Origin of the sequence: Caballeronia sp. (assembly GCF_028292365.1) — a bacterium.
In the GTDB taxonomy this organism is placed as follows: Bacteria; Pseudomonadota; Gammaproteobacteria; order Burkholderiales; family Burkholderiaceae; genus Caballeronia.
In genome coordinates, this window is sequence record NZ_JAQGMM010000485.1 from 1 (window position 1) to 18186 (window position 18186).

Sequence of the window (18186 nt, forward strand, 5' to 3'; positions counted from 1 at the left end):
ACTCACAGGAGCGCATTATGCCTAGAGTCAAACGTGGGGTTACCGCACGGGCCCGCCACAAAAAGATCATCAAGCTGGCCAAGGGTTACCGCGGCCGTCGCAATAACGTCTATCGCATCGCCAAGCAAGCGGTCATGCGCGCCGGGCAATATGCGTATCGCGATCGCCGCAACAAGAAGCGTGTGTTCCGTGCTTTGTGGATCACGCGTATCAACGCGGCGGTGCGTCAGCACGACATGACGTACAGCGTGTTCATCAATGGCCTGAAGAAGGCTTCGATCGAACTCGACCGCAAGGTGCTGGCCGACATGGCTGTGTTCGACAAGGCTGCTTTTGCTGCGATCGTCAAGCAGGTAAAAGCCGCCGTTGCAGCCTGATCGAGCTAGTTAGCTAGATTTGGTACTGCGTGGTTCGTTGTAGCGCTGTCTCTAACCGGACAGCGCAGCGACAGAAAACGGGGCTCTTGTCGAGCCCCGTTTTTGTTGGTGAAGCCGGTGAAGCTGGGCTGAAGCGCAACAATGCACCGTTTGCACAAACATCGGCCCGGGAACGATCAGTAGAACTTTGACGCGGAAATGATGGGATCAATGGATCTGGACCAGATTGTCGCCGACGCGCGAAATGCCTTCGAAAACGCCGCCGATGCGGCTACGCTCGAAAACGAAAAGGCCCGCTTTCTTGGTAAGTCCGGTGTGCTCACGGATCTGCTGAAAGGCTTGGGCAAACTCGATCCTGAAGCCCGCAAGACCGAGGGCGCACGCATCAATGCGATCAAGCAGCAGGTGGAAGCAGCGCTGAACGCGCGCCGTCAGGCGCTGGCGGACGTGTTGCTGAATCAGCGGCTTGCGTCGGAATCGATTGATGTCACGTTGCCTGGCCGCGGTCTCGGCGCCGGCAGCCTGCATCCGGTGATGCGCACGTGGGAACGCGTGGAACAAATTTTCAGCACGATTGGTTTCGATGTGGCCGACGGCCCCGAAATCGAAACGGACTGGTACAACTTCACTGCACTGAACAGCCCGGAAAATCATCCGGCGCGCTCCATGCAGGACACGTTTTATATCGATGGCAAAGATGCCGATGGCCGGCAACTGCTGCTGCGCACGCATACTAGCCCGATGCAGGTGCGCTACGCGCGCATGAACAAACCGCCGATCAAGGTGATCGTGCCGGGCCGGACGTATCGGGTGGATAGCGACGCCACGCATTCGCCAATGTTCAACCAGGTCGAAGGTTTGTGGATCGACGAGAACATCAGCTTTGCCGACCTGAAGGGCGTGTACTCGGACTTCCTGAAGAAATTCTTCGAGCGCGACGATATTCTCGTGCGCTTCCGGCCGTCGTATTTTCCGTTCACCGAACCGTCCGCCGAAATCGACATGATGTTCGAGCACGGCAAGAATGCTGGCAAGTGGCTCGAAATCTCGGGTTCAGGACAAGTTCATCCGAACGTGATCCGCAACATGGGACTCGATCCGGAACGGTATATCGGATTTGCATTCGGCAGCGGCCTCGAACGCCTGACCATGCTGCGCTATGGCGTGCAGGACCTGCGCCTGTTCTTCGAAAACGATCTGCGTTTCCTCGAGCAATTTGCTTAAACAAATGTGCAAGTTGCTGCGAGCCGTTGTCCGGACACAGAAACGTAAAAGTCCGGACGCAGACACGACTTATGTCGAACCTCATTTCGAACCTAGACACACATGCAATTCCCGGAATCCTGGCTTAGAACTTTCGTCGATCCCAAGCTCTCGACCGATGAACTCTCGCACGCGCTGACCATGGCGGGTCTTGAAGTGGAAGGGCTCGCGCCCGTCGCGCCGCCGACTACGAAGATCGTTGTTGGGCAGGTGCTTGAAGTGGCGAAGCATCCGAATGCTGACAAGCTTAACGTGTGTCAGGTCGACGCCGGCACTGGCGAGACGCTGACCATTGTGTGTGGCGCGCCGAACGTGTCGCCGGGCATCAAGGTGCCGGTCGCGCTGGTCGGTGCCGAACTGCCACCGGCCGAAGCAGGTGGCGCGCCGTTCGCGATCAAGCTGTCCAAGCTGCGCGGTGTGGAAAGCCAGGGCATGTTGTGCTCGGCGCGCGAACTGAAGCTGTCGGAAGACCACAGCGGCTTGCTGATCCTGCCCGCCGATACCCCGATTGGCCAGGACATTCGTCAGACGCTCAATCTCGACGACACCGTTTTCGAGATCAAGCTCACTCCGAACAAGGCCGATTGTTTGTCGGTATTCGGCGTCGCGCGAGAAACTGCCGCGATCACGGGCGCGCCTTTGCATGCGCTCGACATGCCGCCGGTCGCCGTCTCAATCAACGAAATCCTGCCGGTCAAAGTGTTGGCGCCGGACCTGTGCGGACGCTTCTCGGGCCGCGTGATTCGCGGCGTGAACGCGCACGCAAAAACGCCGCACTGGATGGTCGAGCGTCTCGAACGCTCGGGACAGCGCAGCATCTCTGCGCTCGTCGACATCTCGAATTACGTGATGCTTGAACTTGGCCGCCCGTCGCACGTGTTCGATCTCGACAAGATCCACGGCGGTATTGAAGTGCGCTGGGGAAAGTTGGGTGAGACGCTCAAACTGCTGAATGGCAACACGGTGGAAATCGATGAAACCGTCGGCGTGATCGCTGATGACCACCAGGTCGAAAGCCTCGCCGGGATCATGGGCGGTGACAGCACCGCCGTATCGCTCGAGACCGCCAACATTTACCTGGAAGCCGCGTTCTGGTGGCCGGACAGCATCCGTGGCCGCGCGCGCAAGTACAACTTTTCGACCGACGCGGCACATCGCTTCGAGCGCGGCGTGGATTATTCGACGACCGTCGAGCATATCGAGCGCATTTCTCAGCTGATCCTCGATATTTGCGGCGGTAACGCCGGTCCTGTCGACGACCAGACGCTGAACGTGCCCACACGCGAGCCAGTAAGCATGCGCGTGTCGCGGGCGAACCGGATTATCGGCGTGGCTATTGGCGCTCACGAAATTGCGCAGATTTTCACGCGACTTGGCCTGGCGTTCACGCACGATGGCGACACGTTTGCTGTCACACCGCCACCGTATCGGTTCGATATCGAGATTGAAGAAGACCTGATTGAGGAAGTTGCGCGGATTTACGGCTTCGAGAAGATTCCGGCGCGGCCGCCGGTCGCGACCAGCGAGATGCGTCCGACCAACGAAACGAAGCGTTCGATTCACGTGCTGCGCCACGCCGTGGCTGCACGGGATTACGCGGAAACGGTGAACTTCAGTTTCGTCGATGCCGAGTGGGAAGCGGATTTTGCCGGCAACAGTAACCCGGTGAAGCTGCTGAACCCGATCGCGAGTCAGCTTTCGGTCATGCGCACGACCTTGTTCGGCAGTCTGATCAGCGTGCTGCGCTACAACCTGAACCGGCGCGCGGACCGGATTCGCGTGTTCGAAGCGGGCCGCGTGTTCCTGCACGATCCGGCGATCAAAGCGGGCGAACTCGCTATTGAAGGTTTCGACCAGCCGAAAATGATTGGTGGCCTGGCTTACGGCCCCGCGCTCGAAGAGCAATGGGGGACGAAACCGTTGCGCACCGTCGATTTCTTCGATGTGAAAGGCGACGTGGAAGCGCTGTTCGCACCGGTCGTGCCGCGTTTCGTGAAAGCGGAACATCCGGCGCTGCACCCGGGACGTAGCGCACGGATCGAAATTGACGGACGGGCTGTGGGCTGGATAGGTGACCTGCACCCGCGCTGGATGCAGAAATACGATTTGCCGCACGCGCCGGTTTTGTTCGAAATCGAAGCTGAAGCTTTGATGCAGCGCGCGTTGCCGGTACCGTCCGAAGTGCCGAAATTCCCGCCGGTTCGCCGCGATATTGCGATTGTCGTGGACCAGAAAGTGGAAGTGCAGGCGCTCATCGACGAGCTGGAAAGTGCCCGTTCCGAGCCCGCCTGCAAGCATGTCACCAGGGTTGCTTTATTCGACGAATTTCGTCCAAAATCAAGCACTTCCGGTGGGTTGGACGCGCATGAGAAAAGCCTTGCCTTCCGTGTAACGTTGCAAGATACTGGCGGGACGCTTCAGGACGAAACGGTCGAAACGGCCATCAAAACAATGGTGGAACGCTTGGCTCGAGTACATGGCGCGCGATTGCGCGGATAGCCTGCAGTTGGCCCCCTCCGTCTTCATCGTTACGCCATTTTTTCGATATGAACCAAATGAACTCGAGTGATTTCGAAGCCCTTCTTTCGGCGCAACGCAGCGCCATGATCCGAGATGTTCCCACTTCGAACGGTGCGGCAACGGCAGAAACGCCTACGCTGACAAAAGCCGAATTGGCCGAAATGCTATTTGACCATGTCGGGTTGAATAAGCGCGAAGCCAAAGATATGGTGGAAGCATTTTTCGAGGTCATTCGCGACGCGCTTGAAAGCGGCGACAGTGTCAAGCTATCCGGCTTTGGCAACTTTCAGTTACGCGACAAACCGCAGCGTCCCGGACGTAATCCAAAAACGGGGGAAGCCATTCCCATCGCGGCGCGTCGTGTTGTCACGTTTCATGCGAGTCAGAAGTTGAAAGCGCTGGTGGAAGCCGGTGCTGAAAACAGTTTCGGCCGCTGAAGTGACGGGCGTTTGCTGCGTGCTGCCCTACCGCTTATTAGCGACATCAGCCCCATTCGCGACATTCACCACATTGGTTGATTGACGATGGAAAAAGTCGTCCTGCCTCCGATTCCAGCCAAGCGCTACTTCACTATCGGTGAGGTCAGCGAGCTATGCGGCGTTAAACCGCACGTGCTGCGCTACTGGGAACAGGAATTCACGCAACTGAGGCCCGTCAAGCGGCGGGGCAATCGCCGCTACTATCAGCATCACGAAGTACTGCTGATCCGCCGCATTCGTGAATTGCTTTATGAGCAGGGTTTTACGATCAATGGCGCGCGCAATCGCCTCGATTCACATGGCCGCCCGAACGGTTCAGCTGGCGATATCGAGGACGCGCAGGAAAGCGGTGCGGTTCCTCAGGTGAATGTCGCGGTTGATGTCGATCAATTGCGTAAGGACATTCTGCAAGTGATCGATTTACTGGGCGGCTGACGACTCGTCAGAATCGAGCAGAAACTCAAGCAAAAAGGCGTCGTGATTTAATCAGCGACGCCTTTTTACATTTTCGTTTCGGAACGGGAACGCGCGCTCGGTTTTACGAACTTCAAGCTTCGCCGAAGCCGTTATTTTCGAGCGTTGTCGCGCTTGAATTCCAGGATCGGCAAATCTGGTTCTGAAAGCATTGCCTTCAGTACATCATTCGCAAATTCCTCAACCACCGTGTGCCATTCAAGAGTACCAACCGGGAAATCGCCGGGGCATTTTTTCCCCTGCGCCTTCCGGATAGCGCCGACGCTCAGACTCAACGCTCGCGCCCTCTGGAAGGTCGGATCGTTTGAGTCGGCTGGCGGATTGATTTCGTGGTCCATAGACGGGCTTTCGGCAGCGGGTGAAAAAACTTTAGGGTAAATCTGGCGAAAATATGTGTGCGCCGAAACTCATCGGGAAGTCGTCGCGAGTCGTCGGAAATGCGCCGGAACATGAGTGTACACAAGGAAAACAGGGGCGGAAGAGCACAAAACGGGGACATAACCCGTAACAACACGAATCCCCCGATTGCTCCAATCGACGCTCAGCGGGTATCGTGCTTCGATAAAACGAGAAAGGAGCGCAGCATGGCGGAGACATTGGGCGTCGCGATCATAGGCGCGGGCATGATGGGCGAGGTTCACACGCGAGCGATACGGCTTGCCGGCGCGACGGTGCGCGGAATCGCGTCATCGAGTAAAAGCCGCGCTGAGCAGGCGGCCGCCCGATTGGGGATCGAACGGGCTTATGCGTCGCCGGAAGAGGCGATTGCGGATCCTGCGGTATCGGTTATTCACGTTTGCACACCGAACGCCCACCACTTTTCGCAAGCGATGGCCGCGCTCGACGCCGGCAAGCATGTCGTTTGCGAGAAGCCGCTGGCAACCCGCGCGAGCGACGCCGAAGCGCTGGCGCTCGCTGTGCGCAAGTCGGGTCGTATCGCGACGGTTCCGTTCGTTTATCGATATCACCCGATGGTCCGCGAAGCGCGTGCGCTCGTTCAGGATGGCAGCGTGGGGGCGCTGCAACTGATCCACGGCAGTTATCTGCAGGACTGGTTGCTGGGCGTGGGAGATACCAATTGGCGCGTGGATGCCGCGTTGGGTGGTCCATCGCGAGCTTTCGCCGATATTGGCTCGCATTGGTGTGACCTGGTGGAATGGATCAGCGGCGAGCGCTTCGATTCCGTCGTGGCGAGCTTGCAGACAACGGTCGCCGAACGCCCAGCCGGCTCGGTGCAATCATTTACAGCGACGGCGAAGGGCGGTCCGACCCGGACGGTGGGCACGGAAGATGTCGCTGGCGCATTGCTGCGCACCAGGTCCGGCGTGCTGACGACACTGACGGTCAGCCAGGTGTCGGCGGGGCGCAAGAACCGGCTGTGGTTCGAAATCGACGGCGCGAAGGCGAGCCTTGTATTCGATCAGGAAAATCCGGAGCGGCTGTGGGTCGGCGAACGCGATTCCACGCGGCTGCTGGTGCGTGATCCCTCGCGAGGAAGCGCCGAGCAGCGTCGCCTTGCCACGCTTCCGGCGGGCCACGCGCAGGGATATGCGCAATGTTTCGAGGCGTTCGTGGCGGACACTTACGCGGTGATTCGTGGCGAAACGCGCGAAGGTTTGCCGACATTCGACGACGGCTGGCGCTCGGCGTGCATCGTGGATGCGGTGCTGGCGTCGTCGAAGGCAAATGGCTGGGTGCGGATCGAGTAGCTGAGTAGCCGTGCGTTTGCCCGATTGCAATGCAGGTTCAAGCGCGTGGAGCGCAAGCGCAAATAAACCGTGGAAACAGGTTTTAAACGGTATTCCTGCTGTGCGCCGTCAAAGAAATAGCCGGTTCGTCGCGGGACAATAGACGGGCAAACCGGCGCTGAAGAGCGCACGAAAAAAAGTCTGTCCGACGTGTCGATTTTCGGGCTGATCGCACGTCGTATCGACAGAGGGCGCGGGTTCGGCGCCGTCTCTCTGTCAAGTTGGTCAACCCGTTACATCCAGGAGCAACGCAATGTCTAATCCCGCTGTCAAACCGATCCCGGAAGGGATGCATACGATCACGCCACACCTGGTTTGCAAGGGCGCATCCGACGCCATCGAGTTCTATAAAAAAGCATTTAACGCGGTCGAGTACATGCGTTTGCCGACTCCCGACGGCACGGTGATGCATGCCATGCTGGGCATCGGCGACTCGACGCTGATGTTGGCCGAGGAATTCCCGAATTGTGGCCATAGCGGACCGTTGACGCTGAAAGGCTCGCCCGTCACGCTGCATTTGTACGTGAAGGACGTGGATTCCGCTTTCGCGCAAGCCGTCGCCGCCGGTGCAAAGGTGACAATGCCTGTCGCCGATATGTTCTGGGGCGACCGTTATGGCCAGATCGAAGATCCGTTCGGTCATCGCTGGTCGCTCGCGACTCATACCCGCGACCTGAGCGCGGAAGAGATCCGGGAAGGCATGCCCAAGGAAATGCCGACGTAATTGTCGGAAGATTTGCTTCGATAGGTAGCAGGGCAGCGGCGCCGCGTATTGATATGTCCGACGTGGCCGATACGTCCAATGCATCAGTCCGCGGCGCCGTCGTCATTCGACAAATAACAAAAATGAATTTGGGATGACGCGCGTACGCCGGTAGGATCGCGCGTTCCGCAGCCTTTGTCATTGCATCTCCTCCCATGTCGATTTCCTTTGCGCCTGAGCCGGCCGTCGCGTCGGTATCCGCGTCCGCCGGCACCACCGCGCGCCCCGTTATTCGCAGCGCGGCCGATGTCTCGCAACTCGTCAATCGTGGCGCCGCAGTCGGCAGCGACGCCCGCATCGTAATCGCCATCGCACTCGGGGGCGTGTTCCTCGACGCCTACGATCTCGGCGCACTCGCGTTCGGCGTGAAGGACATCGCCCGCGAGTTTTCGCTGACGCCGGCGGCGACTGGTTTTGTCGCTTCAGCGATTACGTTTGGCGCGATCATTGGCGCGTTCCTGGGCGGCTATCTGACCGACAAGATCGGCCGGTATCGCGTGTTCATGGCCGATATGTTCTTCTTCGTGGTCGCGGCCATCGCGTGCGGGCTGGCGCCCAATGCCTGGGTACTCGGCGGCGCGCGATTTGTGATGGGATTGGGCGTAGGCATCGACTTGCCAGTCGCGATGGCTTTCCTCGCTGAATTTTCGCGGCTGAACGGACGCGGCAACAAGGCGGCGCGCATCGCTATGTGGTGCCCGACGTGGTACGCCGCCATCAGCGTGTCCTATTTGCTCGTGCTCGCGTTATACGCGGTGCTGCCCGCCAGCCATTCCGGCTGGCTGTGGCGGCTGACGCTGGGTTTCGGCGCGCTGCCGGCGCTCGTGATCATCGCGATTCGCAGCCGTTATATCAGCGAGTCGCCGGTCTGGGCTGCGAACCAGGGCGACTTGCGTGGCGCGGCGCAGATTTTGAAACGCTCGTATGGCATTGATGTCGAGGTCGATCCGACCGCACTGCAAAGCGCCAAACAGCCTGTGCATAAAGCGGCATGGAGTAATTACGGCGCGTTGCTGCGCGGCGTGTATCTGCGACGCACGGTGCTCGCCACCGTGATCGCGGTGGCTTCATCGTTTGCTTACAATGCCGTGGCGTTTGGACTGCCGGTCATCATTTCCAGCTTCCTCGCGCAGTCGATGCTCACCACGATCCTCGCATCGCTCGCGTTGAACCTGTGTTTTGCATTCGTGGGCGGATTGATCGCCGTGCGAACGGTGCCGAAGGTCGGTGCGTGGAAACTGACCGTGCTGGGTTACGCGTTCCAATTGGCGGCGTTGATCGGGTTGGCGGTGGTCGGCCGTCCCGCGGGTGGCGCGCAGGTCGTGCTTGCGATCGGATTTCTCGCGGTTTTCCTGCTTGGGCAAGGCTTCGGTCCGGGTTCGCACAGCATGACGTTTGCATCGCTCAGTTATCCGACGTCGTTGCGTGGTGTTGGCGTGGGTTTCAATCAGACGCTGATGCGCGCGAGTTCGACCGTTTCGTTGTTCTTGTTCCCCGTGCTCTCGGCTGCGCTCGGCACGAAGGTGTTCTGGATCATCGCGGTCGCGCCGCTTGCAGGGCTGATCGCGTTGCTGGCAATTCGGTGGGAACCGTCGGGCTATGACGTCGATGCCGAGGATTTCGATACGGCTTCCGTCACCGTTAAACAAGCTTGATGCCCGCTTGATGCCCGCTCGCGGCCGGCGATGTTTGCCTGGCCGCGTGCGGGCTGCGCCAAACGCCGGTACGATTCCCTCGTGGCGAATTCCAACCGCAGTGGTTTGATAGCTGCACTACTCCATGTCCATGAGGAAAAAATGATCGTTGAAATGCGTATTTATCACTGCGCGCCGGGTCGTCTGCCCGCATTGAACGACCGGTTCGAGAACATTACGCTCGGCTTTTTCAAGAAGTATGGGATCGAGCCGATCGGGTTCTGGACCACGCTGGCCGGTCCGAGCAACCACGCGCTGACCTATCTGCTGAAATGGGAAAGCCTGGCTGAGCGCGAAACCAAGTGGAATGCGTTCCAAGCCGATGCTGAATGGATTGCGAAGCGCGCGGAAACCGAGGCGAAGCAGCCTATCGTCGAGCGGATTGAAAATCACTTTCTGTCGCCGACCGCATATTCCGCTTTGCGTTGATGGTTTGATGCAGTTTTAAGCATTCGATGTTGCAAGATGTGGCAATACGCCCGGTTATCAGTTCGATACCCGGGCGTTTTTTTGCGTCTGGCTCCGCGAGGCGTTTGGCGCCTGACTCCTGAGGCCCGATTTAGGCGGCGCGCACCGAAAAGGTGCTATCCGCCTTCGACATAACCCCGCGAGATCCGGCGTCGCGGCGGCGCGCGCCGGGCGATTTCCGGCAGGCATCCGTGCGTTTGCAAGTAGTCGGTCAGTTCGGCGGTCACCCGATAAGCGCGCTGAATGAACCAGCCTTTCAACGCGACCAGAAACGCGGCGGGCGGCAATTAATTACCCGCTACCGGCGAGGGAAAATCATGTTTATTGATTCGGATAACTATGTACGAAAGACTGATTTATCGGGTGGCGTGACATTCAAATCGTGTGAAGGGTACGGTGGCGTTGTTGCGTCAAAACGCTAACTCGAGCTTGCGCCTGGTGGCGCTTGATGCGCCGAGTGCTGCCCAAACCCCAGCATTCATCGCTTAGCCTAGCGGAATCAACAAAATCGTAACAACCTCACCCGCCGCGGCTATCGCCACGGCAGATTCGACCGGGTTCGTGTTGAGGAACGTCCACAAGCCGACATCGTCTCTGAACTGATTCCACGTTCCAAAAAAACCGAGCGACAGGATCAGTCCGAAGAGCAGGCTGAATGCGATTGCCGCGGACAGCCACTTGTTGTGATCAAGACTATCCGGAGAAAACGCGAACGCGCTCAGACAGAGTAATTGCACGCCAAGAACCACCAGTAATCCCGGATGGTATTGGACACCGTTGTACGTATACGACCGCGACATGCGCGAGCGTTCATATCTGTTCCCCATGGCCCGTCCTCCCTGGATCATAAAGTGTACGTGATCTATCACGACGCGAGGCTCCCTCGTCGTTGAATCCGGTTTTGCCCTTTCGGCCCCGCAAAATCCCCGGCGAAAACGCTCCGTTGTTCCCGATTCCATTGCCTAAAATCAAGTTACGCGCAAGCGGTAACGATCACGCACATACAGTGGGTGTTCGTGACACTGCTGGCGCGGATGGTTCCCGATACGTTTCAATCGTAGGGAGAATTGTCATGGCGACATATGTGGTTCTTTCACAATTTACGGATCAAGGCATCCGCACGGTCAAAAACAGCCCGCAACGGGCGGCCCAGGTGGCGGAAATGGCGAAGGGCTTCGGCTGCGAAATGAAACAGATCTATTGGACGATGGGCCAATACGACGTTGTCTCGATCATCGAAGCACCGGACGATCAAAGCCTCGCCGCATTCGGTTTCGCACTCGGCTCCGCAGGCAACATCCGCACGCAGACCTTGCGTGCTTTCACGAAGGACGAAGTCGGCCCGATTATCGGCAAGCTGCCGTAAAGCGGGCACTGGACACACAGACAGTTCTTTTCCCAAGGAGGTGACGATGGAAGCAAACAACAAGGGTAACGTGCGCGCCTTTGTGCAAACCGCTGAGCAGTCTGGGGAGTATGTCTGGTTCATCACGCTGGTCGACTTTGGCGCACAAAACGTCAAACGCTCGCTGGTATCGGACGAGACATACGCCACACGCGCCGCCGCCAAAGACGCCGGCGACGCCCATCTGAAAGCGCTGGAGGAAGACCGCTAGCCGTGTCCGCGAAAGCTGGTTGCCCGGGCACCGGATCACTCTGTAGCCGCCGCGCTGCCGCCAAGATACGCGGCGCGGACCCGGCTGTCCTGCGCCAGATCCCGGGCTGGGCCGGCGAGCGCGATGCGGCCGCTTTCGAGCACGTAGGCCCGATGAGCGATGCGCAGCGCCTGACGAGCGTTCTGTTCGACGAGGAGGATCGATGTGCCTTCATTGCAGATGTCGGCAATCATGCCGAAAATCGCGCGAACCAGTTTCGGCGCCAATCCCATGGAGGGTTCGTCCAGCACGATAATGCGCGGCCGTAGCATCAGGGCGCGCGCGATCGCCAGCATCTGCTGTTCGCCACCGCTGAGCGTCCCGGCCTGCTGGCTGCGTCGCTCACCAAGTCGCGGAAAAGTCTGATAGACATGCTCCATCCGCTGCGCCAGCACGGCGCCGTCGCGCCGGATCAGATAGCCACCGAGCTGCAGGTTTTCCTCGACCGTCAGAGCGCCGAACATGCGGCGGCCTTCTGGCACGTGACCGAGACCCAGCGCCACGATCTGGTGAGCCCGCAGCGCGTTCAGCGGATGCCCGGCCATCACGATCGCGCCCGCTCGTGGGCGAATCAGGCCGGAAATGGTTCGTAGCGTGGTGGTCTTTCCCGCCCCGTTGCTGCCGAGCAATGCAACGATCTCGCCTTCCCCCACGTCGAGGGATATGCCATGCAGAACCTCTACGTTCCCATAGCTCACATGCAGGTCGCGGATTTCTAGGAGTCCCACAGCGATGCCTCCCCGGCAGCATCGTCGGCGGCCTCATCTTTCTCGTCCGTACCGAGATAGGCGTCGATCACACGCGGGTTGGCCTGGATCTCGGACGGCAGACCCTCGGCAATGATGACGCCATGGTCCATGACGATAATCCGGTCCGATACGCCCATCACCAGCATCATGTCGTGTTCGATCAGCAGCACCGTCACGCCAAGGTCCCGGATACGCCGGATCAACTCCATCAGCGCGTGCTTTTCGGTCGGGTTCATCCCTGCCGCCGGTTCGTCCAGCAGCAGCAGGCGCGGGTTGCTGGCGAGGGCACGGGCAATCTCCAGCCGCCGTTGATCGCCATAGGGCAGGTCGGCCGCGCGAACGCCTGCCCGGGCACCGAGGCCGACGAAGCCGAGCCAGCTCATGCCTTCCGCCGCATGATCCGCTGCCTCGGCACGCGCGGAGGGCCACGCGACCAGCTCGGCCCAAAGCCACGTCCGAAGCCGATGATCCATGCCGATCAGCACGTTCTCGAGAGCCGTCATGTTGGCAAACAGGCGGATGCCCTGGAAGGTGCGCGCCATGCCGCGATGAACGATGCGATGTGGCGCCCCACCGACGAGTGAGGCGCCCCGCCAGAGAACCTGACCGCCGGTCGTGCGGATCACGCCGGTGAGGCAGTTGAACACTGTTGTCTTGCCGGCGCCATTCGGGCCGATCAGGCTGACAATTTCACCACTCCGAACGGTGAAACTGACGCCGCCGACCGCCTGCACACCGCCGAAGCGGCGTTGCATGTTGCTTACATCGAGCAGGATTTCACCGGTGATTGTCTCCCTCGGCAAGGGTGTTGCCCCGCTGCCGGCATCCTTGTGTGGGAGCGCGACGCGGCGCAGCGGTGCTGGCCACAGCCCCTGCGGCCGAAGCAGCATCAGGATCACGAGGCCGATCGCAAAAGCGAAGATGCGCCAGAGGTTGAGGAAGCGCAGCATCTCGGGCAGGCCGGCAACGATGACCGCACCCAGGATCACGCCAGGAATGCTGCCCCGTCCGCCAAGCACGACAACGATCAGGATCGTGACGGACTGCAGGTAGGTGAAGCCGGTCGGGTCGATGGTCCCGAAGCGCGCGGCGAACAGGCTGCCGCCAAAGCCGCCGATCAATGCGCCCATGACGTAGGCGAGCAGTTTGACGCGCAGTGTTGGCACGCCGACAGCCTCGGCTGCGTCCTCGTCTTCACGGATGCTGGTCCAGGCGCGGCCGAGCCGCGACCGGCCAAGCCGGATCGCGAACACGAGCACCAGCACGAAGAACGCGATGCCCAGTTCGTAGACCGCACGCGGCGAGTTGATCTCGTAACCGAACAGGCTTGGGCTATCGATACCGTAGATGCCGTTCGGGCCGCCCGTGATGCGGAGATTGGTGGCGACAATGCGCGTGATTTCGCCGAACCCCAGCGTCACTATCGCCAGATAGTCGCTTCGCAGGCGCAGGGTAGGGTAGCCGATGACGATGCCCGAAGCACCGGCAAACGCCAGGCTGAATGGCAGCGTTTCCCAGAATGAAAAGTGCAATAGCGTTTCCAGCAGCGCGGTTGTGTAGGCGCCGATGGCAAAGAAGGCTGCGTAGCCGAGGTCCAGCAGCCCTGCATAACCTACGACGATGTTCAGCCCGAGACCCAGGATCGAATAGGTAGCGATTGTCAGTCCGACATCCACAACATAATTGCTGGCGACAGCCGGCAGCGCAACGGCGGCGGCGAGAAGCGCGACGCCGGCAGGGCGGGACCAACGCGATGACGCCTGCAGTGCGCTCATGGCTACATTCTCTCGACAACACGTTCGCCGAACAACCCGGTCGGTTTGATCACGAGCACGGCGATCAGCACACCGAACACGAACACATCGGTCCATCGTGACGAGACATAGCCGGCGCCGAAGGCTTCGAGCAAGCCGATCAGGATGCCGCCGGCCATGGCGCCCGGAATGTTGCCGATGCCGCCGAGAACCGCAGCGGTGAACGCGCGCAGGCCGAGCACGAAGCCCATGAAGAAATTGATCTGCGTGTAGTAGATCCCTTCCATGACGCCCGCCACGGCGGCCAGCGCCGAACCCAGGAAGAAGGTCAACTGGATCAGCCGCTCGACATCGATGCCCATCAAACGCGCCGCGTCCTGATCGATCGCGAGCGCGCGCATCGCGGTGCCGATGAACGTACGGTGAACGAAGAAATACAACGCGATCATCAACGCAAAGCTGGTCGCGATGATGCCGATCTGTGCAAACGTGATTTGCACGCCTTCGACATCGAATCCTGTGTGGCTGAGCACGTGCGGGTAGGTGTTGAAACCGGCACCGTAGAGCAGCAACACACCGTTCTCCAGCGCCAGGGAGACGCCCAGTGCGGTAATCAGAATCGACAGCCGCGGTGCGCGCAACAGGGGCTGGTACGCAACCCGCTCGATCGCGAGGCCAAGCGCCCCTGTGACCGCCATCGAAGCCACAAGTGTAATCAGCAGCGCCAGAGCGAGCGGCACGTGCGCTGCGGCTAGCGCCGTCAAACCAGTCCAGCCGATGAACGCCCCGACCATGAACAAGTCGCCATGAGCGAAGTTGATCAGCCGGATGATCCCGTAGACCATCGTGTAGCCGAGGGCGACGAGGGCATAGAACGAGCCGATCGTCAGCCCTTCGATGACGAACTGGAAGAAGATGCTCATGGCTGGACGCAGTAGTCGGCGCGCGCGGCTACTTCATCGTCATCCAGTGTCCGCCTGCATCCTGCTTCTGGTAGGGGGCGAAAGCGCCGTCGCGAACAATGACGGTGATGTACACGGCCACGCTGCGGTCACCCTTCGGGTTGAAGCCGATCGTCCCGGTCGCGCCTGCGTAGTTCGTCACCTTGTGCAGGGCAGCGGTGATCGCGGCGGGCGTCGCCGATTTCGCGTCCGCGATCGCTTTCGCGGTGACTCCGACGGCATCGTATTCGTAGACCGAATACGGGCCAGGGCCTTGCCCGTAAGCCTTCGTATAGTCGTCGACGTAGCCATGCGCGGCGCTCAGGAACTGCGCCAGCGGCGCCGTGGTGATGATCATGTCGTTAGCTGCCGGGCCGGCTGTTTTCATCAGCGTGGGGTCATTGGTGGCGTCGCCGCCCATGAAGGTCATCTTCAGTCCCACTTGCCGCGCCTCCTTCACGAGCAGTCCCGCTTCGGAGAAATAACCGGTGTAGTAGATCACGTCCGGCTTTAGTGCGGCGACACGGGTCAGCGTTGGCGAGTAGTCCATCTGGCCGGGCGTGATCGCGTCGTCGTAGACGACATCGACGCCGCCTTTTTTCAGGGCTTCCACGGTGTTGTCGGCCAGGCCCTTTGAATAGGTCGTGTTGTCGTTGATCACGGCCGCGCGCTTCGCATGTAGAGAGTTCTTCATGAAACTCGCTGCAAACGGACCCTGTTCGTCGTCACGGCCGATTGTGCGGAACACGTTGTCGTAGCCCATTTCGGTGAGCTTGGGATTAGTCGATGCATCCAGTACGTAGGGGATCCCGGCGCGATGGAATGTCGTGAGTTCCGGTAGCGCCGCGCTGGAGCAATAACCGCCGGCCACCGCAACGACCCCCGCATCGACTAGTTTCTGCGCTGCCTGCACAGCCGTCTGTGCGTCGCAGGCGTCGTCCTCCGGCACTATTTCAATCTGCTTGCCGAGAACGCCGCCAGCCGCGTTGATTTTGGTGGCGGCAAGCTTGGCGCCATTGACGATGTCCGTACCGGCATTAGCGCTGCTGCCCGACAGCGGCACGGGCACGCCGATCTTGATGGTGGCGCCCTGACTTTGCGCCAGGCCGGGGGCCATGCCGGCGAGCACGGCCAGGGCGGCGAGTGCCGCCAGGGTGGTTTTCCGCAAGACGCGATCAGCGCCGGACGTGTCATTGTTCTGAGCAATCATGTTAGTGACTCCTTATTGTGAAAGGGATCGGATTGATCCGCCACACGGGTTCGCCGGTGGCGTCAGAAAACAACTGAAAACTTACGTTCGCCTGTACGTCAGAACTTGCCGGATTGGCAGCCTGACGTTCGGCGAACATCGCCGCGCAATCATGAAGGGACTGCTTTCATGATAGGTGTTGCCACACATTTGGGCCGTATAGGGTATCTGCGTATAAATTACCATGCAAAAATTATCGACAACATCGTATGTTTGAAAGACAGGCTGATTTTCGTAGGGGAGTCACGGATGAAAAGCGTTGTGCTGGGAGGCGGAATCGCGGGCGTCACGGCTGCCTATTACCTTGCGAAGGAGGGCCGCGAGGTGACGGTGATCGATCGCCAACCAGGCGTCGCGCTTGAGACCAGCTTTGCCAACGCCGGTCTGGTCGCGCCGGGGCATTCGTATACGTGGGCGTCACCTCGTGCGCCGAAAATCTTGCTGAAGTCTCTCTTCGTTGACGGGCAGGCGCTGCGGCTCAAGCTCAACGCGGATCCTCGCATGTGGATCTGGTGCTTCCAGTTCCTGCAAAACTGCACGGCGGAGCGCTCGCGTCAGAACACGACACGCAAGGTGAAGCTTTGCCGCTACGCACAGCGTCAATTGCAGCGGCTCACCGCGGCGGAACACCTGGAATATGACGGCATCAGCCGTGGCCTGTTGTATCTCTATCGAGACGAAGCTGCTTTTGCGCGAGGCACGCAGAACATGTCGATCCTCGCGGAGAACGGGTTGCGTCTCGAAACGCTCGACGCGGCGCAGGTGGTCGCACGGGAGCCGGCGCTTGGAGCTGCGCGTGACAAGATCACCGGGGCGATTTATTGCCCGACTGACGAAAGCGGCGATGCGCACTTGTTCACCCGCGCCCTGAAAGCGGTGTGCGAATCCCTTGGCGTAAGTTTCCAATTTAATGCTCCGATCAGCGCGATCGAAGCGTCCGGCGACCAGGTGACCGGAGTGCGTACCCCGGCCGGACTCGTGCAAGGCGACGAGTTTGTCCTCGCGCTCGGTTCCTGGTCGCCGATTGTGGCGCGTTCATTGGGCTATCGGCTACCGGTGTACCCGGTAAAGGGTTATTCGGCCACGTTCCCTATTGGGTCGAATCACAGTGCGCCGACGCTGGGCGGTGTCGATGAGAACAATCTTCTGGCATGGGCTCGTTTTGGCCAGCGGCTGCGCTTTACCGCGACTGCGGAGTTCGCAGGCTACGACACTCGCCACACGCCCGCTGACTTCACGCAGATGCTGCGGGCCGCACGCGACTTGTTCCCGAATGGCGCTGACTATGACAGCCCGTCGTACTGGGCGGGTCTGCGTCCGATGACGCCCGAGGGGACGCCGTTGATCGGCCGCACGCATCACAGGAATTTGTATCTGAACACGGGCCACGGACACATGGGATGGACGATGTCGTGTGGCACCGCGAAACTGCTGGTCGACATCATGGCCGGTCGCCAGCCTGAACTTGACATGACAGGGATGACACTGAAATGAGCGAGATTTCATTGCAGGACGACGCGTACGTAAGGCTCCATTTCGCGCTCGACGACGGCCTCTGCCGGCGCGCCGCCATTGGCCTCGTGGTGCTCGCTACCGATCATACGATCGAACACGAGTGGCGCCGCTTGCTGACGCAGGACGGCGTGGCGTTCTACGAAAGCCGCGTGCTCAACTCACCCGACATCACGCCCGAACGGCTGGCGGAAATGGAGGAGCGCATTGCACCAGCGGTCGCGCTGATTCGTCCTGCAGAGCGGATCGATGTCGTGGCGTTTGGCTGTACGTCGGCATCGATGGTGATCGGCGAGGAAAACGTATTCGCGCGCATCCACGAAGCGCGTCCGGGCGTCGCGTGCACCACGCCGATTACCGCCGCGCTTGCCGCGCTACGCGCACTAGGCGTTCAGCGCGCCGGGCTGTTGACGCCCTATGTGCGCTCGATCAATGACTATATGCGTGAGTACATCGAGGCACGTGGCGTCGGCATTACGCGCATGGCGTCGTTCGAACATATGAATGACAACGAGGTGGCGCGGATAGACGCGGCCTCGT

The 18186-nt window shown here is 60.1% G+C and carries 20 protein-coding genes; 13 read left to right on the forward strand and 7 right to left on the reverse strand.

Features of this window, described 5'->3' with window-relative positions; translation table 11 throughout:
* Positions 1-17: 17 nt before the first annotated feature.
* The 5 genes from rplT to JWR14_RS28100 all read left to right on the forward strand — a co-directional run bounded on the left by rplT (position 18) and on the right by JWR14_RS28100 (position 5074).
* A complete protein-coding gene (gene rplT / locus JWR14_RS28080; RefSeq protein ID WP_007585475.1) occupies positions 18-377 on the forward strand; it encodes a 50S ribosomal protein L20 in 360 nt (119 codons plus the stop codon).
* Between the two features lie 210 nt (positions 378-587).
* The gene (pheS, locus tag JWR14_RS28085; protein ID WP_299715465.1) at positions 588-1601 is read left to right on the forward strand and encodes a phenylalanine--tRNA ligase subunit alpha; all 1014 of its coding nucleotides are present in this window, start codon (positions 588-590) and stop codon (positions 1599-1601) included.
* A gap of 102 nt (positions 1602-1703) precedes the next feature.
* Positions 1704-4139, forward strand: coding sequence for a phenylalanine--tRNA ligase subunit beta (gene pheT / locus JWR14_RS28090; RefSeq protein ID WP_299715399.1), 2436 nt, complete (start codon positions 1704-1706; stop codon positions 4137-4139).
* Positions 4140-4186: 47 nt separating this feature from the next.
* Positions 4187-4597: an integration host factor subunit alpha gene (locus JWR14_RS28095; protein WP_031359001.1), complete on the forward strand. Its 411-nt coding sequence runs from the start codon at positions 4187-4189 to the stop codon at positions 4595-4597.
* Positions 4598-4684: 87 nt separating this feature from the next.
* Entirely contained in the window at positions 4685-5074 is a 390-nt protein-coding gene (locus JWR14_RS28100; protein WP_299715407.1) for a MerR family transcriptional regulator, read from the forward strand.
* 131 nt (positions 5075-5205) lie between these two features.
* Here the strand turns inward: JWR14_RS28100 and JWR14_RS28105 are convergent, their stop codons facing one another.
* A complete protein-coding gene (locus JWR14_RS28105) occupies positions 5206-5451 on the reverse strand; it encodes a hypothetical protein (protein WP_299715410.1) in 246 nt (81 codons plus the stop codon).
* 246 nt (positions 5452-5697) lie between these two features.
* Between JWR14_RS28105 and JWR14_RS28110 the strand changes: the two genes are divergently transcribed.
* The 4 genes from JWR14_RS28110 (at position 5698) to JWR14_RS28125 (ending at position 9747) form a co-directional block, all read left to right on the forward strand.
* Complete coding sequence (locus JWR14_RS28110) at positions 5698-6822, forward strand: Gfo/Idh/MocA family oxidoreductase (RefSeq protein WP_299715412.1); 1125 nt, start codon at positions 5698-5700, stop codon at positions 6820-6822.
* Positions 6823-7114: 292 nt separating this feature from the next.
* Complete coding sequence (locus tag JWR14_RS28115; protein ID WP_299715414.1) at positions 7115-7585, forward strand: VOC family protein; 471 nt, start codon at positions 7115-7117, stop codon at positions 7583-7585.
* Positions 7586-7779: 194 nt separating this feature from the next.
* The gene (locus JWR14_RS28120; RefSeq protein WP_299715417.1) at positions 7780-9279 is read left to right on the forward strand and encodes an MFS transporter; all 1500 of its coding nucleotides are present in this window, start codon (positions 7780-7782) and stop codon (positions 9277-9279) included.
* 141 nt (positions 9280-9420) lie between these two features.
* The gene (locus JWR14_RS28125) at positions 9421-9747 is read left to right on the forward strand and encodes an NIPSNAP family protein (RefSeq protein WP_299715419.1); all 327 of its coding nucleotides are present in this window, start codon (positions 9421-9423) and stop codon (positions 9745-9747) included.
* Positions 9748-9902: 155 nt separating this feature from the next.
* Here JWR14_RS28125 and JWR14_RS28130 read toward each other — a convergent pair whose 3' ends face one another.
* Positions 9903-10073 (reverse strand): hypothetical protein, encoded by a 171-nt coding sequence (locus JWR14_RS28130; protein WP_299715421.1) that lies wholly within the window; start codon positions 10071-10073, stop codon positions 9903-9905.
* Between the two features lie 198 nt (positions 10074-10271).
* Positions 10272-10613, reverse strand: coding sequence for a hypothetical protein (locus tag JWR14_RS28135; RefSeq protein ID WP_299715424.1), 342 nt, complete (start codon positions 10611-10613; stop codon positions 10272-10274).
* Between the two features lie 245 nt (positions 10614-10858).
* On the opposite strand from JWR14_RS28135, the gene JWR14_RS28140 reads away from it, so the two are divergent.
* Positions 10859-11152: a GYD domain-containing protein gene (locus JWR14_RS28140; protein ID WP_299715427.1), complete on the forward strand. Its 294-nt coding sequence runs from the start codon at positions 10859-10861 to the stop codon at positions 11150-11152.
* Positions 11153-11198: 46 nt separating this feature from the next.
* Complete coding sequence (locus JWR14_RS28145) at positions 11199-11402, forward strand: hypothetical protein (protein ID WP_299715430.1); 204 nt, start codon at positions 11199-11201, stop codon at positions 11400-11402.
* 35 nt (positions 11403-11437) lie between these two features.
* Here the strand turns inward: JWR14_RS28145 and JWR14_RS28150 are convergent, their stop codons facing one another.
* Genes JWR14_RS28150 through JWR14_RS28165 form a run of 4 tightly spaced genes read right to left on the reverse strand, consistent with a single transcriptional unit; the run spans position 11438 to position 16095 of the window.
* The gene (locus JWR14_RS28150; protein ID WP_299715433.1) at positions 11438-12169 is read right to left on the reverse strand and encodes an ABC transporter ATP-binding protein; all 732 of its coding nucleotides are present in this window, start codon (positions 12167-12169) and stop codon (positions 11438-11440) included.
* Positions 12157-13965 carry an ATP-binding cassette domain-containing protein gene (locus JWR14_RS28155; RefSeq protein WP_299715436.1) on the reverse strand — a complete coding sequence of 603 codons (1809 nt, stop codon included), beginning with the start codon at positions 13963-13965 and terminating at the stop codon, positions 12157-12159. The genes JWR14_RS28150 and JWR14_RS28155 overlap by 13 nt, the downstream gene beginning before the upstream one ends.
* Positions 13966-13967: 2 nt before the next feature.
* Positions 13968-14867 carry a branched-chain amino acid ABC transporter permease gene (locus JWR14_RS28160; protein ID WP_299715439.1) on the reverse strand — a complete coding sequence of 300 codons (900 nt, stop codon included), beginning with the start codon at positions 14865-14867 and terminating at the stop codon, positions 13968-13970.
* A 28-nt stretch (positions 14868-14895) separates the two neighbouring features.
* Positions 14896-16095 carry a branched-chain amino acid ABC transporter substrate-binding protein gene (locus tag JWR14_RS28165; RefSeq protein ID WP_299715442.1) on the reverse strand — a complete coding sequence of 400 codons (1200 nt, stop codon included), beginning with the start codon at positions 16093-16095 and terminating at the stop codon, positions 14896-14898.
* 288 nt (positions 16096-16383) lie between these two features.
* On the opposite strand from JWR14_RS28165, the gene JWR14_RS28170 reads away from it, so the two are divergent.
* Both JWR14_RS28170 and JWR14_RS28175 read left to right on the forward strand, forming a co-directional pair.
* Entirely contained in the window at positions 16384-17628 is a 1245-nt protein-coding gene (locus JWR14_RS28170; protein WP_299715445.1) for a D-amino acid dehydrogenase, read from the forward strand.
* A partial coding sequence (locus JWR14_RS28175; protein WP_299715448.1) for an Asp/Glu racemase occupies positions 17625-18186 on the forward strand: 562 nt, incomplete at its 3' end. The genes JWR14_RS28170 and JWR14_RS28175, both read left to right, overlap by 4 nt.

Excerpts from the sequence above, each read along its gene's own strand:
- JWR14_RS28145 (WP_299715430.1), top strand. The coding sequence starts at position 11,199 with ATGGAAGCAAACAACAAGGGTAACGTGCGCGCCTTTGTGCAAACCGCT.
- JWR14_RS28120 (WP_299715417.1), top strand. The coding sequence starts at position 7,780 with ATGTCGATTTCCTTTGCGCCTGAGCCGGCCGTCGCGTCGGTATCCGCG.
- JWR14_RS28100 (WP_299715407.1), top strand. The coding sequence starts at position 4,685 with ATGGAAAAAGTCGTCCTGCCTCCGATTCCAGCCAAGCGCTACTTCACT.
- rplT (WP_007585475.1), top strand. The coding sequence starts at position 18 with ATGCCTAGAGTCAAACGTGGGGTTACCGCACGGGCCCGCCACAAAAAG.
- JWR14_RS28155 (WP_299715436.1), bottom strand. The coding sequence starts at position 13,965 with ATGAGCGCACTGCAGGCGTCATCGCGTTGGTCCCGCCCTGCCGGCGTC.
- JWR14_RS28165 (WP_299715442.1), bottom strand. The coding sequence starts at position 16,095 with ATGATTGCTCAGAACAATGACACGTCCGGCGCTGATCGCGTCTTGCGG.
- JWR14_RS28125 (WP_299715419.1), top strand. The coding sequence starts at position 9,421 with ATGATCGTTGAAATGCGTATTTATCACTGCGCGCCGGGTCGTCTGCCC.
- JWR14_RS28160 (WP_299715439.1), bottom strand. The coding sequence starts at position 14,867 with ATGAGCATCTTCTTCCAGTTCGTCATCGAAGGGCTGACGATCGGCTCG.
- JWR14_RS28115 (WP_299715414.1), top strand. The coding sequence starts at position 7,115 with ATGTCTAATCCCGCTGTCAAACCGATCCCGGAAGGGATGCATACGATC.
- JWR14_RS28135 (WP_299715424.1), bottom strand. The coding sequence starts at position 10,613 with ATGGGGAACAGATATGAACGCTCGCGCATGTCGCGGTCGTATACGTAC.
- pheS (WP_299715465.1), top strand. The coding sequence starts at position 588 with ATGGATCTGGACCAGATTGTCGCCGACGCGCGAAATGCCTTCGAAAAC.
- JWR14_RS28140 (WP_299715427.1), top strand. The coding sequence starts at position 10,859 with ATGGCGACATATGTGGTTCTTTCACAATTTACGGATCAAGGCATCCGC.
- pheT (WP_299715399.1), top strand. The coding sequence starts at position 1,704 with ATGCAATTCCCGGAATCCTGGCTTAGAACTTTCGTCGATCCCAAGCTC.
- JWR14_RS28095 (WP_031359001.1), top strand. The coding sequence starts at position 4,187 with ATGAACCAAATGAACTCGAGTGATTTCGAAGCCCTTCTTTCGGCGCAA.
- JWR14_RS28170 (WP_299715445.1), top strand. The coding sequence starts at position 16,384 with ATGAAAAGCGTTGTGCTGGGAGGCGGAATCGCGGGCGTCACGGCTGCC.
- JWR14_RS28110 (WP_299715412.1), top strand. The coding sequence starts at position 5,698 with ATGGCGGAGACATTGGGCGTCGCGATCATAGGCGCGGGCATGATGGGC.
- JWR14_RS28105 (WP_299715410.1), bottom strand. The coding sequence starts at position 5,451 with ATGGACCACGAAATCAATCCGCCAGCCGACTCAAACGATCCGACCTTC.